This window comes from Paucibacter sp. XJ19-41 (genome assembly GCF_028462495.1).
GTDB lineage: Bacteria > Pseudomonadota > Gammaproteobacteria > Burkholderiales > Burkholderiaceae_C > Roseateles_E.
The window spans coordinates 32,234-46,136 of record NZ_JAQOWX010000022.1; the positions used below are offsets into that span (position 1 = coordinate 32,234).

16 protein-coding genes and 1 tRNA gene are annotated in these 13,903 nt (G+C 68.2%); 11 read left to right on the forward strand and 6 right to left on the reverse strand.

Annotation, left to right across the window (positions count from 1 at the left end; translation table 11 throughout):
• The first annotated feature begins 11 nt into the window (after window positions 1-11).
• Window positions 12-1,142 (forward strand): glycerophosphodiester phosphodiesterase family protein, encoded by a 1,131-nt coding sequence (locus PO768_RS08145; protein ID WP_272645659.1) that lies wholly within the window; start codon window positions 12-14, stop codon window positions 1,140-1,142.
• A gap of 11 nt (window positions 1,143-1,153) precedes the next feature.
• Here the strand turns inward: PO768_RS08145 and PO768_RS08150 are convergent, their stop codons facing one another.
• The 3 genes from PO768_RS08150 to PO768_RS08160 are packed head-to-tail and all read right to left on the reverse strand — an operon-like array spanning window position 1,154 to window position 2,453.
• Complete coding sequence (locus tag PO768_RS08150; RefSeq protein ID WP_272645660.1) at window positions 1,154-1,747, reverse strand: NnrU family protein; 594 nt, start codon at window positions 1,745-1,747, stop codon at window positions 1,154-1,156.
• A 55-nt stretch (window positions 1,748-1,802) separates the two neighbouring features.
• Entirely contained in the window at window positions 1,803-1,946 is a 144-nt protein-coding gene (locus tag PO768_RS08155; protein WP_269839119.1) for a hypothetical protein, read from the reverse strand.
• A gap of 60 nt (window positions 1,947-2,006) precedes the next feature.
• Window positions 2,007-2,453 carry an Lrp/AsnC family transcriptional regulator gene (locus PO768_RS08160; protein WP_272645661.1) on the reverse strand — a complete coding sequence of 149 codons (447 nt, stop codon included), beginning with the start codon at window positions 2,451-2,453 and terminating at the stop codon, window positions 2,007-2,009.
• A 146-nt stretch (window positions 2,454-2,599) separates the two neighbouring features.
• Between PO768_RS08160 and PO768_RS08165 the strand changes: the two genes are divergently transcribed.
• The 5 genes from PO768_RS08165 to PO768_RS08185 all read left to right on the forward strand — a co-directional run bounded on the left by PO768_RS08165 (window position 2,600) and on the right by PO768_RS08185 (window position 7,637).
• Window positions 2,600-3,694, forward strand: coding sequence for a saccharopine dehydrogenase family protein (locus PO768_RS08165; RefSeq protein ID WP_272645662.1), 1,095 nt, complete (start codon window positions 2,600-2,602; stop codon window positions 3,692-3,694).
• 15 nt (window positions 3,695-3,709) lie between these two features.
• Window positions 3,710-6,352 (forward strand): L-piperidine-6-carboxylate dehydrogenase, encoded by a 2,643-nt coding sequence (gene amaB, locus PO768_RS08170; protein WP_272645663.1) that lies wholly within the window; start codon window positions 3,710-3,712, stop codon window positions 6,350-6,352.
• A 96-nt stretch (window positions 6,353-6,448) separates the two neighbouring features.
• A tRNA-Leu gene (locus PO768_RS08175) sits at window positions 6,449-6,533 on the forward strand.
• Window positions 6,534-6,594: 61 nt separating this feature from the next.
• On the forward strand, window positions 6,595-7,116 hold the full coding sequence (locus tag PO768_RS08180; RefSeq protein ID WP_272645664.1) for an MOSC domain-containing protein: 522 nt from the start codon (window positions 6,595-6,597) through the stop codon (window positions 7,114-7,116).
• Between the two features lie 152 nt (window positions 7,117-7,268).
• Window positions 7,269-7,637 (forward strand): HU family DNA-binding protein, encoded by a 369-nt coding sequence (locus PO768_RS08185; RefSeq protein ID WP_137944183.1) that lies wholly within the window; start codon window positions 7,269-7,271, stop codon window positions 7,635-7,637.
• A gap of 72 nt (window positions 7,638-7,709) precedes the next feature.
• Here PO768_RS08185 and PO768_RS08190 read toward each other — a convergent pair whose 3' ends face one another.
• Window positions 7,710-8,015: an antibiotic biosynthesis monooxygenase family protein gene (locus PO768_RS08190; protein WP_272645665.1), complete on the reverse strand. Its 306-nt coding sequence runs from the start codon at window positions 8,013-8,015 to the stop codon at window positions 7,710-7,712.
• Entirely contained in the window at window positions 8,012-8,929 is a 918-nt protein-coding gene (locus tag PO768_RS08195; RefSeq protein WP_272645666.1) for a hypothetical protein, read from the reverse strand. The genes PO768_RS08190 and PO768_RS08195 overlap by 4 nt, the downstream gene beginning before the upstream one ends.
• A 134-nt stretch (window positions 8,930-9,063) precedes the next feature.
• Here PO768_RS08195 and PO768_RS08200 point away from each other — a divergent pair, with 134 nt between their 5' ends.
• On the forward strand, window positions 9,064-10,152 hold the full coding sequence (locus PO768_RS08200; RefSeq protein ID WP_272645667.1) for a GGDEF domain-containing protein: 1,089 nt from the start codon (window positions 9,064-9,066) through the stop codon (window positions 10,150-10,152).
• A 5-nt stretch (window positions 10,153-10,157) separates the two neighbouring features.
• Here PO768_RS08200 and PO768_RS08205 read toward each other — a convergent pair whose 3' ends face one another.
• Window positions 10,158-10,982, reverse strand: coding sequence for an alpha/beta fold hydrolase (locus PO768_RS08205; RefSeq protein WP_272645668.1), 825 nt, complete (start codon window positions 10,980-10,982; stop codon window positions 10,158-10,160).
• A 61-nt stretch (window positions 10,983-11,043) separates the two neighbouring features.
• Here PO768_RS08205 and PO768_RS08210 point away from each other — a divergent pair, with 61 nt between their 5' ends.
• The 4 genes from PO768_RS08210 (at window position 11,044) to PO768_RS08225 (ending at window position 13,893) form a co-directional block, all read left to right on the forward strand.
• Window positions 11,044-12,120 carry a DUF748 domain-containing protein gene (locus PO768_RS08210; protein ID WP_272645669.1) on the forward strand — a complete coding sequence of 359 codons (1,077 nt, stop codon included), beginning with the start codon at window positions 11,044-11,046 and terminating at the stop codon, window positions 12,118-12,120.
• A 65-nt stretch (window positions 12,121-12,185) separates the two neighbouring features.
• Window positions 12,186-12,500, forward strand: a complete 315-nt coding sequence (locus PO768_RS08215) for a hypothetical protein (protein WP_262969106.1) — start codon at window positions 12,186-12,188, stop codon at window positions 12,498-12,500.
• A 28-nt stretch (window positions 12,501-12,528) separates the two neighbouring features.
• Window positions 12,529-13,035 (forward strand): cupin domain-containing protein, encoded by a 507-nt coding sequence (locus tag PO768_RS08220; protein WP_269839109.1) that lies wholly within the window; start codon window positions 12,529-12,531, stop codon window positions 13,033-13,035.
• Window positions 13,036-13,107: 72 nt separating this feature from the next.
• Window positions 13,108-13,893 (forward strand): enoyl-CoA hydratase-related protein, encoded by a 786-nt coding sequence (locus PO768_RS08225; protein ID WP_137944176.1) that lies wholly within the window; start codon window positions 13,108-13,110, stop codon window positions 13,891-13,893.
• Window positions 13,894-13,903: the final 10 nt, after the last annotated feature.

A 13,903-nucleotide genomic window follows, 5' to 3' on the forward strand; every position in this document is an offset into this window, starting at 1 on the left:
AAGGAGTCCGGATGAAAACGCTGCTTGCCACCCTGGCGATCGTGCTGTCGACCTCGCCCACCCTGGCCCAGACGGGTTTGCCCGCCAAGTCGCCGCTGCTGATCGCCCATCGCGGCGCCTCCGGCTATCTGCCGGAGCACACGCTGGCCGCCTACGAGCTGGCGATCGCCCAGGGCGCCGACTACATCGAGCCCGATCTGGTCATGAGCAAGGACGGTGTGCTGCTGGCCCGTCATGAGCCCTTGCTGGCCCGGGTCGAGCTGGAGGCCGATGGCCGCATCAAGCGCGGCGCCGATGGCCGGCCTGTGCTGCACCGTACCGACACCAGCAGCAATGTCTGGGAGCTGGAGAAGTATGCGGACCGGCTCACCGTCAAGCAGGTTGACGGCCGGCCCATGGGTGGCTGGTTCGCCGAGGACTTCACAGCCGCCGAGATCCGGGCCGATATCCGCGCCCAGGAGCGGCTGCGCGATCAGCGCCTGGCCAACAAGGCGCACGACAACAAATACCCGATCCCGACCCTGCAGGAAGTCATCGCACTGGCCAAGACCCATGGCGTCGGCCTTTATCCCGAGACCAAGCACCCCAGCTATTTCAAGGCCTTCACCGAGGCGGCCGGCCTGCCGCGCCTGGAGGACAGGCTGTTGCAAGCGCTGCATGCCGCTTACGGCAACACGCGCGAGGCGCCGGTCTTCATCCAGTCCTTCGAAGTGTCAAACCTGCAGTACCTGCGCGGCAAGACCACCATCCGCCTGGTGCAGCTGCTCAGCGCCGCCGGCCGGCCCTATGACCTGAGCCTGGCCGGTGATCTGCGCGCTTATCAAGACCTGGCCCTGCCGGCCGGCCTGGACTTCATCAAGACCTATGCCGACGGCATCGGTGCGCACACGAACCTGATGATCCCGCTGGCCGGCGGTCAGCTGGGACCGCCGACCCGGCTGATCGCCGAGGCCCACGCGCGCGGCCTGCTGGTTCATGGCTGGACCTTCCGGGCCGAGAACAGCTTTCTGCCGACCGAGTTCCGGCGCGAGGGTCAGGCCCTGGGCGATATGGCGGGCCAGCTCAAGGCCTTTCTGGCCCTGGGCATGGACGGCTTCTTCACCGACCAGCCCGATCTGGGCCGGGCGGCCCTGAAGCCCTGAGCGACCGCTGATCAAGCCCCCACGGCTCGCGCGAAAGGCCGCACGCCCAGCCAGGCGCCATGGATCCAGAAGGCGAAGGCGGCCCAGGCGAGGATGCCGACGATCACGGTGCCCACCGTGCCTGCCGTCGTTCCGGCCGCCGGTGCCGGCGCGCCGGCCCGGTCGCGTTGTCGTGCGGCGCGAAAACACAGCACGGCCCAGAGCAGGAAGCTGCCGAACAGCAGCAGATCGGCCAGGGTGTTGTTGGCCAGCAGATGAGCCAAGGCCCAGAGCTTGACCGACAGCACCATCGGGTGGCGCAGCTTGGTACGGATGTGGTTGCGCGGCCCGTTGCCGGCCGCCAGCAAGATGAAGGCGACCAGGGTCAGCAGGGCGGCCAGATGGTTCATGCCGCGCGGCGTGGCCCACAGCACGGTGGGCGTCAGCCGCGCCTGCGCATAGCCCCACAGGATCAGGCCGAAGCCCAGCAGCGAGACGGCGGTATAGACCAGCTTCCAGGGCTTCTCGCCCAGGCGTGCGATCTGGGCCTGGCGCCAGGGCTCGGCGACGATGCGCAGCGAGTGCACGCCGAGAAACAGAACAAGTCCGAGTCTCAGAACAGTCATGCAAGACACCCCATGGCGGCACCGCTCAGGCGGCGCGCCATTGTGCCCCGGGCGATCAGCCTTGATGCTGAAGCAGCCGCTCCAGGCTCCACAGCAGGGCCGGGTAGAGCAGGCCCCAGACGGCCGCCACCAGCAGCAAGGCCTTCAGCGCGGTGACGATGTTCTGGGCGCGGGCGGTGGAGAGTGGTTGCTTGTTCATCGGGCACTCCGATCAAGAGAGAGTGGCATCTAGCAAGCACCGTGCCCGCACCTTGCGGGCTCAGGCGCTGCGATCCACGCGCAGCGCCAGCACCACCGAGCTGGTGGTCTTGATCACGCCCTCGATCTCGCCGATCTCGTCGAGCAGCGCGTCCAGCCGCATCGTCGACTCCGCGCGCAGCAGGGCCATGTAGTCGAACTCGCCGCTGACCGAAGCGAGCTGGCGCAGCTCGGGGAAGCCACCGAGCTTCTTGACCACCTCGCGCCCGGCGCGCGGCTGCACCGTGATGCCGACAAAGGCCTGCACGCCCCGGTCCGCCGCCTCGCTGCCCAGCTTGGCCGTGTAGCCGACGATGGTGCCGTCCTGCTCCAGCCGGGCCAGCCGCGCCACCACGGTGGTGCGGGCCACGCCCAGTTTGCGTGCCAGATTGGCCGTGCTCTCGCGGGCATTGGCCTGCAGCAGGGTGATCAGCTGGCGGTCGATGGGGTCGCGTGCGGCGCTAGTCATGGATAACCCTTGAATTCGACGATGTGAATGATGGTGCTGACGAATCGTCATTATCTGCATTTATTTCGTCGAACTCATGCTTTCTTTCGTCCGGGCTCATTCCTAGACTGCGGCCATCTGTTGATTGATCGATGAAGGAGATCCCCATGAAAGTCGCCCTGCTCGGTGCCGGCCATATCGGCCAGACCATCGCCCGCCTGCTGCACGCCACCGGCGACTACCAGGTCACCGTGATCGACAAGAATGCCAAGTACCTGGCCGCGCTCGCCGCCGAGGGCATCACCACCGCCGAGGTCGACACCGAGAACCAGGCGGCGCTGGCGGCCCAGCTGCGCGGCAAGGACACGGTCGTCAATGCCTTGCCCTACCACCTGGCCATCACGGCCGCCACGCTGGCGCTGGAATGCGGCTGCCACTATTTCGACCTGACCGAGGATGTGGCCGCGACCAAGGCCATCAAGGACCTGGCCCGCAACGCCAAGACCGCCTTCATGCCGCAATGCGGCCTGGCGCCCGGCTTCATCGGCATCGTCGCCCACCACCTGGCCACCGGTTTCGACGAGGTGCGCGATGTGCAGATGCGGGTCGGCGCGCTGCCGGCCTTCCCGACCAATGCCCTGAAGTACAACCTGACCTGGTCGGTCGACGGCCTGATCAACGAGTACTGCCACCCCTGCGAAGCCATCCATGGCGGCGAGTTCATCTCGGCCCTGCCGCTGGAAGGGCTGGAGCACTTCTCGCTTGACGGCACCGAGTACGAGGCCTTCAACACTTCGGGCGGTCTGGGCACGCTGTGCGAAACCTGGGCCGGCAAGGTGCGCAACCTGGACTACAAGACCGTGCGCTACCCCGGCCACCGCGACCTGATGAAGTTCCTGCTCGAAGACCTGGCCCTGGCCAGTGACCAGGACAAGCTCAAGGACATCATGCGCAAGAGCATGCCGGCCACGATGCAGGACGTGGTGCTGGTCTTCGTCACCGTCTCAGGGATGAAGAACGGTGTGCTGATGCAGGAGGTCTTTGCCCGCAAGATCTTCGCCGAGCGTGATGCGAAGGCACCGCTGTCAGCGATCCAGATCACCACGGCCGCTGGCATCTGCGCGGCGGTCGATCTGTTCCGCGAAGGCAAGCTGCCGGCCAAGGGCTTCATCCGCCAGGAAGAGGTCGAGCTGCCGGCCTTCCTGGCCAATCGTTTTGGCCGGGCCTATCAGCAGTCGCGCCAGGTCGAGTCCATCGGTTAAGTGAGAATCCAGACCATGACGAATCAAACGCAAGACCTGCTGAGCGCCCTGGGCGTTCCCGCTGCCGCCTACACCGGCGGCACCCTGAACGTGCGCTCGCCGATCGATGGCGCGGTGCTGGGCGCCGTGCACGAGGCCAGCGCCGCCGAGATGACGGCCGCCGTCGGCCGGGCTCACGCCGCCTTCCTCGAATGGCGCACGGTGCCCGCGCCCAAGCGCGGCGAGCTGGTGCGCCTGTTCGGCGAGGAGCTGCGTGCCCACAAGGCCGCGCTGGCCCGCCTGGTCTCGCTGGAGGCCGGCAAGGTCACCAGCGAAGGCGAGGGCGAGGTGCAGGAGATGATCGATATCTGCGACTTCGCGGTCGGCCTGTCGCGCCAGCTGCATGGCCTGACCATCGCCAGCGAGCGCCCCGGCCACCGCATGATGGAGCAGTACCTGCCTCTGGGCGTGGTCGGCATCATCTCGGCCTTCAACTTCCCCGTCGCGGTCTGGGCCTGGAACTCGGCCCTGGCCCTGGTCTGCGGCGACAGCTGCGTCTGGAAGCCCAGCGAGAAGACCCCGCTGACGGCCCTGGCCACGCAGGCGCTGTTCGAGAAGGCGGTCGCCCGTTACGAAGCTGCGCCGGCCTACCTGTCGCAAGTGCTCAACGGCGGCGCTGCCGTCGGCGAGGCCATGGTCGACGATGCCCGCGTCGCGCTGGTGTCCGCCACCGGCTCGACCCGCATGGGCCGCGCGGTCGGCCCGCGCGTCGCGGCGCGCTTCGGTCGCTGCCTGCTGGAGCTGGGCGGCAATAACGCCATCATCGTGACGCCCAGCGCCGACCTGGACCTGGCCGTGCGCGGCATCCTGTTCGGTGCCTACGGCACGGCCGGCCAGCGCTGCACGACGACGCGCCGCGTCATCGCCCACGAGTCCATCCACGACGAGCTGGTGGCCCGTCTGGACCGCGCCCGCGCGCAGCTGAAGATAGGCTCGCCCGTCGAGGCCGGTAATCTGATCGGCCCGCTGATCGACAAGCAAGCCTTCGACGCGATGCAGGCCGCGCTGGCCGCTGCACGCGAGCAGGGCGGCGAAGTCAGCGGCGGCGACCGCGCGCTGGCTGCCCAGTATCCCGAGGCCTGGTATGCCGCGCCGGCCCTGGTGCGCATGCCGGCGCAGACTGCCATCGTCAGGCACGAGACCTTCGCGCCCATCCTCTATACGCTGAAGTACAAGACGCTCGATGAAGCGATCGCGCTGCAGAACGAGGTGCCGCAAGGCCTGTCCTCGGCCATCTTCACCAACGACATCCGCGAGGCCGAAACCTTTATGAGCGCGGCCGGTTCGGACTGCGGCATCGCCAACGTCAATATCGGCACCTCGGGCGCCGAGATCGGCGGCGCCTTTGGCGGCGAGAAGGAAACCGGCGGTGGCCGCGAGTCCGGCTCCGATGCCTGGAAGGCCTATATGCGCCGCACGACCAACACGGTCAATTACTCGCGCTCGCTGCCGCTGGCTCAGGGCGTGAAATTCGATATTTGCCCCACCCCCGAGGCGCTGCGCGCCGCCCCCTCACGGGGGCAGCGCCCCTGGGCCCGGCAAAGCCGGAGCCTCGGGCTCCGCTCGATATGGCCGGGCCTTGCCGGCCGTTCCAAAGCATGGGAGTTTTCATTGATGACTGAATCCGGGCTGGGCCGCCTGCTGAGCGCCTTGCTGGGCGAGGCTGCGGCGCAAGAGACGTTTGCTCAGTTGCAGGTGATGCCGGCGCTGCTGAAGCCGGTCGGCGACACGGTGTCGCGCGCCGAGCTGGCGCAGGCGCTGAATATGGCGCTGTTCCGTGACCTGCTCGCGCGCGTGCCCGCCGGCGCCGCCTATGTGGCCGACTGCCAGCGCGCCGGCGAGCGCGTCGTGTTCGACCATGGCGCGCTGCGCACCGTGGCCTGGCCCAGTGGCGCGCTGCCGCCCGGCGAGGCGGCGATCACGCGGGTGCTGCGGCCGCTGGGCTATGCCCACGCCGAGACCTATCCGCTGACACGCCTGAAGATGACCGGGCGCAGCTGGCGGCATGAAGACTTCCCCGAGGACATCGCGCAGTTCTTCGTCTCCGAGCTGCATCCCGAGCAGTTCTCGCCGGCCTTCCAGGCGGCGGTGAGTCGCATCATCGGCGCCTCGCGCGACCCGCTGTCCAGCGCCGATCTGGCCCTGCTGGAACAGTTGGCGCGCGACAAGGTCCTGCCCTGGAATGCCGCGCTGTCCTTGCTGCCGCGCCTGTTGGGCTGTTTCGAGCGCCAGCACCCGCTGTTCGCGCTGGCCGACTACCAGGCCCTGCTGGCCGAGTCGGCCGAGATGGCCTGGATCGCGACCGAGGGCAATGCCTTCAATCACGCGACCGACCGGGTCGCCGACATCGAGCTGCTGGCCGACACCCAGCGCGTGATGGGCCGGCCGATCAAGGACAGCATCGAGACCTCGGCCTCCGGCCGGGTGCGCCAGACCGCTTTCCGCGCGGCCCAGGTGGAGCGCCAGTTCCTGCATGAGGGTCGGGTCTTGACCCAGGCGGTGCCGGGCTCGTTCTATGAGTTCATCCAGCGCGAACGCGAGGACGATCAGCAGGGCCTGGATCTGCGCTTCGACGCCGGCAATGCGACAGGGATTTTCAAGATGACGGCGGCGGCCTGAATAAAAGATTGGGACCAGGACTTGCGCGCCTGCAAATTCGCATGCTATAGTCCGGCCTCTTCGCGCAGTTCGGTAAATGTGCTGAAGACGAAACTAGCCCAGATGGCGGAATTGGTAGACGCACTAGTTTCAGGTACTAGCGGGTAACTCCGTGGAGGTTCGAGTCCTCTTCTGGGCACCAAACAATGAGGGTCAGCACGCAAGTGCTGACCCTTTGCGTTTTCTGGCTCAGACTTCTTGTGATGCCCGACGATCTCCGCTCCCTGTGCCAGCAGTTTCCGCGCCCCGGCCGCATCGAGGCCATCCTGCTGCGGCCCGCGCGCCGCGTGGCCATGCGCTCGGTCGAACAAGTCCTGACCCTTGAGGGGCGGGGACTGGATGGCGACCGCAGCGCCCAGCGCAGCGGCGGCAAGCGCCAGGTCAGCCTGATCCAGGCCGAGCACCTGCCGGTGGTCGCGGCCTTGAGCGGGCGGGCAAGCCTTGACCCCGCGCTGCTGCGCCGCAACCTCGTGATCTCCGGTCTGAACCTGATCGCCGCGCGCAGCCTGTTTCGCGATCAGGTCCTGCATCTGTGCATTGGCGACGATGTGGTGCTGGAGCTGACCGGCCCCTGCGAGCCCTGCTCGCGGATGGAAGAGCTGCTGGGCCCGGGCGGCTACAACGCGATGCGCGGCCATGGTGGCATGACAGCGCGCGTGTTGCGCGGCGGGCTGCTGAGGGTGGGGGATGCGGTGCGGGCAGTCACGGCGGGCGCTTTGTTTTGACCCAAGGTCTGCGACCTTGGGCCGAAACTCTGATGGGTGCCTGCGGCACTCATCAGAGTTTTCCCGCGTCGCCATCGGGATCGCTGCGTTTTATGAGTGAGAATGGCGCCCGCCCGAGATCGTCGGGCGCCACACAGAATTGAGATCCTGGAATGAACAAAACCGAACTGATCGAGCACCTGGCCAGCAAGCACGAACTGACGAAGGCCGAAGCCGGCCGCATCATCGAAACCCTGCTGGACGCGGTGGTGACCACCGTCAAAAAGGGCGGCGCGGTCACTATCCCCGGCTTTGGCTCCTTCAAGCAGCACGCCCGCGCAGCCCGCACCGGCGTGAACCCCAGCACCGGCGACAAGATCAAGATCGCTGCCGCCAAGCTGCCCAAGTTCACCCCGGGCGCTGGCTTCAAGGCCGCCGTCGATCCGAAGGCTGCTGCCCGCAAGGCCGCCAAGGCCGCTGAGAAGCCCGCCAAGGCCGTGAAGGCTGCCGCCAAGCCGGCTGCCAAGAAGGCCAAGAAGTAAGACGCTGCCAACACGCTTGGCGCAGGCCGGACACCCGCGAGGGTGTCCGGCCTGCTTGCTTCTGGACCGGCCTCAGACCAGGCGCTGCGCTGCCAGCTCGAAGTGTTCCACCTGGGGCGGGGTGGGGAAGAAGGGGCCGACGATGGCGCGCCACTCGGCGAACAGCGGGCCGCCGCGGAAGTGCACGGTGTGGTCTTCCAGCGTCTGCCATTCGATCAGCAGCAGATAGCGCTCGGGCGACTCGATGCCATGCTGGACCTGGGCGCGCACAAAGCCCTGGGCTCGTGTGATCACGCTGGCAATGCCCAGCTGGATGGCCTCTTCGAATGCGGCCTGCTGGCCGGGCTGGATGCGGATGTCGGCGACTTCGAGAATCATGGTCGGGGCTTTCCTGAGTTAAGGGCGGGCAGCAGCTTGCTGCGCACCAGCGGATGCCAGTATGGCGCCTTGTCCAGCGGCGTGTCGGGCGGCAGCAGCGGGTTGTTCAGCACCAACCAGCGCCGCTGGTCGAGGCGGGCGCGCGCCAGCTGCGGCGCTATGCGCTGCTCGAACAGCGCGACAAAGCTGCCGTCGGCCAGCGCCAGCTCCCAGCCCCGGCGCAGCCGCTCGGCCAGCTCGGGTCGCTTGGGGCTGACGAAAAAGTAGAAGGCCGAGGGATAGGCGATGGCCCAGCGCTGCAGTACGGCCAGCCCCGGATGGGCGTCGGCAATCGGATAGACCTCGATGGCGCCGAGCGCAAAGGTGTCGATGCGCTGGCGCCGCAGCAGCTCGGCAAAGGCCGCCAGTCTGGGCATGCGCTCGACCCGCCAGCCATTGGCCAGCAGGATCTGGCTGTCGGGCCAGTCGCTGACCTGGCCGTGGCGCAGCGCGCGCAGCTGCTCTGGCTGCTCCAGCGCATCGAGCTCGGCCGCGCGGCCGGCCAGCACCACCGGCAGGCGCACGCCCAGCAGGCCGCGATACAGGCAGACCCGCAGCGCCAGGCCCTGGGCTTCGCGCTCGGTCGAGCTCATCGAGCTCAGCACATCGACCTCGCCGGCCTGCAGCTGCAGGAAGGCGCGGTTCTGCGTCACGACCTCGGTGGCCTGCAAGCCGTAGTCGCCGTGGCTGGCCCGGGTCTTGTCGAGCAGCAGCTGCAAGACCTCGAGCTCGTAGGTGATGACCTGGCTGCTCTGCTGCTGGGCCAGCGCATGGCGTATCGGCTGGGCGGCGGCGAGGCCGGCGCACAACGCCAGGCACAGGCCGAGCAGCGCCGCCGACCTGCGCAGGGGGTGATGCGGGTGTACAGCTGTCATGGGGCTGGGACGATGATGCTGTGATTGTGACCCCCCCGGGCCGGGATTTCCTGCGGGGCCGGCATGCCGGCCTGCGGCGAGAATCGCAGCAGCGCCCGCGTCGATGGCGCGAGAGCGATGGATGATGGCTGAGCATGCACCCGAGCGAACTTGCGGCTGAGAACCAGGCCCTGCGTCAGCAGTTGGAAGACTTGCTGCGCGAGGCCCGCGCCAACGAGGACAAGATGCGCCGCTTCGACCAGCTGGAGCACCGGCTGATCGCGGCCGGCTCGCTGGGCGAGCTGCTGCGCCTGCTGCTGCTGGAGTACCGGCCGGTGTTCGGCATCGAGTTCGTCGGCCTGACCCTGCTGGACACCCAGCTGGAGATCCGCAGCATCCTGGACGCCGAGCTGCATGAGAACAGCGCGCTGCCCGGCCTGCAACTGCCGCCCACCCTGCAGGCGCTCGATGCGCTGGATCTGGATCAGCGGCCCTGGCTGGGCGCCTATGACGCCATCCTGCACGGCGCCCTGTTCGGCGCGGCGCCGGGCATCGCCTCGGTGGCGCTCTTGCCGCTGAGCCGGCGCGGCCAGGTGATCGGCTGCCTGCAGTTCGGCAGCAGCGATGCGGCGCGCTACAACAGCGGGGCCGGCACCAAGTTCCTGGAGCGCCTGGCGGCGATCGCCTCGGTCTGCCTGGAGAGCGCGCTGAACCAGGAGCGAGTCAAGCGGGCCGGCCTGACCGATGTGCTGACCGGCGTGCACAACCGGCGCTATTTCGAGCACCGCTGCCAGATCGAGATCAGCCAGGCGCGTCGCCACAGCCAGGCCCTGGCCTGCCTGTTCCTGGACATCGATCATTTCAAGCCGGTCAACGACAGCCACGGCCATGCCGCCGGCGATGCGGTGCTGCGCGCGGTGGGGCTGATGATCCAGGGCCAGCTGCGCGCCGGTGACACGGTGGCGCGCTGGGGCGGTGAGGAGTTCGTCGTGCTGCTGCCGCGCACACCGGCCGCTGCCGCTCGCGAGGTGGCCGAGCGCATCCGCCAGCGCATCGCCGATCAGCGCCTGCCGGTGGGGGGTGGGGTCGAGCTGGCGGTGACGGTCTCGATCGGCCTGGCCATGCTCGAGCTCGCCGGCGCGCCGGAAGCCGCGCCGCTGCTGCAGGCGGCCGATGCCGCGCTCTACCGCGCCAAGCAGGGCGGGCGCAACCAGGTGGTCGGGGCGAGCGACCCGCCGCGCTGAGCGGCTCAGGCGCCGGCTTCTTGTAGCAGGGCCAGGGTCTGGGCGATCACGGCCTCGGCCTGGTCCTTGTGCGGCGCATGGCCGCAGTCCGGCAGCGCGACCAAGCGGGTCGGCGCATGCAGGCGACGGATCGCCTCGATCTGCGCCAGCGTCGCGTACTCGTCGTCCACACCTTGCAGCGCCAGCACCGGGCAGGCCAGCGTCCTCAGATCGGCCTCGATATTCCAGCCGCCCTCGAAGCCCGGCCGCAGCCAGGCATCGTTCCAGCCATAGAAGGCCGAGTCGGGATCGGCATGGTGGCGCCCCAGCGCGGCCTTCAGCGCGCTGGGCTGCTGCTCGTAAGCCGTCTTGGCGGCGCGCAGGCCGGTGATCGTGATCGGCTCGACAAAGAGATGCGGCGCCAGCGCCGCCAGCGCGCGCACGCGCGCCGGAAAATAGGCGGCAAACAGCAAGGCCAGCGAGGCGCCGTCGCTGTGGCCGAACAGGATCAGCGCTTCGTGCTGCAGCCCCAGCGCATCGAAATAGGCCGGCAGCAGCCCGCGCGCCTGGCGCTGCAGATAGTCCTGCGGCCAGGGCTCGGTGCGCGGCGTGCTGCGCCCGTAGCCGGGGCGCGAGAACAGCAGACCGCGGCAGCCGGCCGCCTCGCACAGGCGCTGCGGAAAGTCCTTCCACTGCGACAGCGAGCCCAGGCCCTCGTGCAGGAACACGATCAGCGGGCGCGGCTCGGCGCCGGGGCCGGGGTTTGACTGGGTATGGAGCCACTGGGACTCGATCTGGATCTCGCGGCCCTCGAGGCGCAGCGGCTGCAGGAAGATGTCGGTGCGGTGCATGGTCGCATTGTGGGCGCTACGATGGCGGCCCCTCTTTTCCGCTGTTGCCGCTGTTGCCGCCGTGACTCCCTCCCGCCGCCGTTCCCTTGTTGCTCTTGCCATCGCGCTGGCCCTGCTGCTGGTCGCCGGCCCTTACCTGGCCGCGTGGCAGCTGCAAACGCGGATCGAGGCCGCACTGGGGCCGCGCGCGACGCTGGGGGACATCAGCATCGGCTGGAGCGGCAGCGTCGAGCTGCGCCAGCTGCGCATCCAGGCGACGCCGGGCTGGCCGGCCGAGGATGAGTTGCGGGCCGAGCGCGTGCACATCCGGCCCGATCTGCGCAGCCTGCTGGGCGGACCCTGGCGCATTGCCAGCGTGACGGTGGAGGGCGGCTATCTGTCTGCGCAGCGCAGCCGTGATGGCCGGCTGCGCCTGCTGCCGGCCCTGCTCGAGGAACGCGCCGGCCGGGCTCAGGCGCCGAGTCAAGACCCGATCCCGGCGCCGGCGATCGAGATCGACGAGATCCGCATCGCCGATGGCGCCCTGGCTTTCTTCGACCACTCGGTGCGCCGGCCGGCGCTGCAGCTGCGCATCGAGCAGCTGGCGGCCAGGCTCGGTCCGCTGCGCTTGCCAGCGCTGGACCAGGCGCTGCAGATCGAGCTTGGCGGTGTGTTCAAGGGCCCGCAGCGGGACGGTCGCATCGAGATCAGGGGCCGCTACACCCCGGCCAGCCACGATGCCGATCTGCGCGCGCGCTTCAGCGATGTGGACCTGCTGGCGCTGCAGCCCTATCTGCTGAGGGTCGCCGAGGCCGGCGTGCGGCGCGGCACGCTGGATCTGGACGTCCATGCGACGGTGGTCGGCGAGCGGCTGCGCGCGCCCGGCACGCTGACCTTGACGAATCTGGAGCTGGCCAGCGGCGGCCCCTTGGCCACCTTTGCCGGCGTGCCGCGCCAGGCGGTGCTGGCCGCGATGACACGTGACGGCCGCCTGCAGGTGCGCTTCACGCTCGAAGGCCGGCTCGACGACCCGGCCTTCTCTCTCAACGAGAATCTGGCCACCAAACTGGCCTCGGGCCTGGCCGAGACGCTGGGCGTCAGCGTCTCCGGCGTGGTCAAGGGGCTGGGCGGCCTGGTGAAGGGTTTGTTCGGGCGCTGAGCGGCCGGCGTCTTTCGCCGCAGAATAGCGCTGCATTCGCAGCTATCACATGCAGGGAGTATGCCGTGGCAAATGTCTATATGCCCTTGCAGCTGGCGCCGAGCTCGCTGACCCAGCCCATCCTGTCGAACTGGTCTTTCAATCTGTTCAGCGTCAACCTTGGCGCCACCTCCAACGCCAAGGTCGAGCAGCAGGTCATTGAGCAGGTCGGCAGCTATGGCAAGCAGATCGGTCACCTGACCGAGGCGCTTGAAGTCGTCATCAAGCAGCTGCAGCTGCTGGACAGCAAGGCGCTGTCGCAGGACGAACGAGACGCCTTGCTGGTGTTTCTCGGGGACGTGGCGGCGGTCCGCAAGATCAAGGCCGACGCCAAGACCTAAGCTCTCATCGTCTCAAGGGAGTTCCAGCGTGACCAAGCCCATCATGAATCTCGACGAACTGGTGTTCAACGACGTCGAGGAGAACGGCTACTACAGCTCCAAGCGTGCCCAGATCAGCGACCATATCGGCGCCCGCAAGCTGGGCTACAACCTGACGGTGCTGCCGCCCGGCAAGGCGCAGTGCCCCTTCCACAACCATCATGGCGAGGAAGAGATGTTCTTCATCCTCGAAGGCGAGGGCGAGCTGCGCTTTGGCGCGCAGCGTTATCCGATCCGAGCGCACGATGTGATCGCCTGTCCGACCGGCGGGCCCGAGGTGGCACATCAGATCATCAACACCGGCACGGTGACCATGCGCTATCTGGCGCTGTCGACTGTGGTCGATATCGAGACTTGCGAGTACCCGGATTCCAACAAGATCATGATCGGCTCCGGCCGGCGTGGCGAGCCGGGGCTGTGGAAGATGTTTCGCGCGGAGAACACGGTCGAGTACTACGACCGCGAGAGCACCGAGCCGCCGGAGAGCGCCGGCTGATGCTCTGCGCCCAGGCGCCCGATCCCGGTGTCGCACCGCTGCGATACTCCCCCGATTACCAGGAGTTTCAGCGTGGAGACTTTGCATATCGAGGTGGATGGGCGCGGTGTCGCCCAGCTGACGATGACACGGCCGGAGGTGTTCAATGCCTTCAACGAGGCCATGATCAGCGAGATCGGTCAGGGCTTTGACCGCTTGATCGCCGATCCGCGGGTGCGCGTGATCGTGCTGGCCGGGGCCGGCAAGGCCTTCAGCGCCGGCGCCGACATCCAGTGGATGAAGCGGGCCTCCGAGGCGACCCAGGAATGGAATCTGGAGGACGCGCGCGGTTTTGCCGGGATGCTGCACAAGATCGCGTCCTGCCCCAAGCCGACGATTGCCCGCGTGCAGGGGCTGGCGCTGGGCGGTGGGGTCGGGCTGGCGGTGGCCTGCGATATCGCGGTGGCCAGCGAGGAGGCCAAGTTCGCGGTCAGCGAGGCACGCTTCGGCATCCTGCCCGCAGTGATCGGGCCTTATGTGATCAATGCGGTCGGGCCGCGCCAGGCCAAGCGCCTGGCGCTGACCGCCAGCCGCATCGGCGCCGCGCAGGCGCTGGCGCTGGGTCTGGTGCACGAGGTGGTGGCGCTGGACGAACTGGACGGGGCGGTCAAGCGCTGGGTCGACGAGCTGCTGGCCAATGGCCCGGCGGCCCAGGGCGAGATCAAGGCCTTGTTCGCCGAGCTGGAGGTCGGGCCGGTGACGCCGGCGGTGCGCGAGCTGACCGCGCAGACGATTTCCCGGGTGCGCATGACGGACGAGGCGCGCGAGGGCTTTGCCGCTTTCCTGGCCAAGCGGCCGGCCGCCTGGATTCCCCAATAAGGATTGTTGA

Bases quoted from the DNA above. Each gene is read 5' to 3' on its own strand.
- PO768_RS08145 (WP_272645659.1), top strand. From the start codon at position 12: ATGAAAACGCTGCTTGCCACCCTGGCGATCGTGCTGTCGACCTCGCCC.
- PO768_RS08150 (WP_272645660.1), bottom strand. From the start codon at position 1,747: ATGACTGTTCTGAGACTCGGACTTGTTCTGTTTCTCGGCGTGCACTCG.
- PO768_RS08155 (WP_269839119.1), bottom strand. From the start codon at position 1,946: ATGAACAAGCAACCACTCTCCACCGCCCGCGCCCAGAACATCGTCACC.
- PO768_RS08160 (WP_272645661.1), bottom strand. From the start codon at position 2,453: ATGACTAGCGCCGCACGCGACCCCATCGACCGCCAGCTGATCACCCTG.
- PO768_RS08165 (WP_272645662.1), top strand. From the start codon at position 2,600: ATGAAAGTCGCCCTGCTCGGTGCCGGCCATATCGGCCAGACCATCGCC.
- amaB (WP_272645663.1), top strand. From the start codon at position 3,710: ATGACGAATCAAACGCAAGACCTGCTGAGCGCCCTGGGCGTTCCCGCT.
- PO768_RS08180 (WP_272645664.1), top strand. From the start codon at position 6,595: ATGCCCGACGATCTCCGCTCCCTGTGCCAGCAGTTTCCGCGCCCCGGC.
- PO768_RS08185 (WP_137944183.1), top strand. From the start codon at position 7,269: ATGAACAAAACCGAACTGATCGAGCACCTGGCCAGCAAGCACGAACTG.
- PO768_RS08190 (WP_272645665.1), bottom strand. From the start codon at position 8,015: ATGATTCTCGAAGTCGCCGACATCCGCATCCAGCCCGGCCAGCAGGCC.
- PO768_RS08195 (WP_272645666.1), bottom strand. From the start codon at position 8,929: ATGACAGCTGTACACCCGCATCACCCCCTGCGCAGGTCGGCGGCGCTG.
- PO768_RS08200 (WP_272645667.1), top strand. From the start codon at position 9,064: ATGCACCCGAGCGAACTTGCGGCTGAGAACCAGGCCCTGCGTCAGCAG.
- PO768_RS08205 (WP_272645668.1), bottom strand. From the start codon at position 10,982: ATGCACCGCACCGACATCTTCCTGCAGCCGCTGCGCCTCGAGGGCCGC.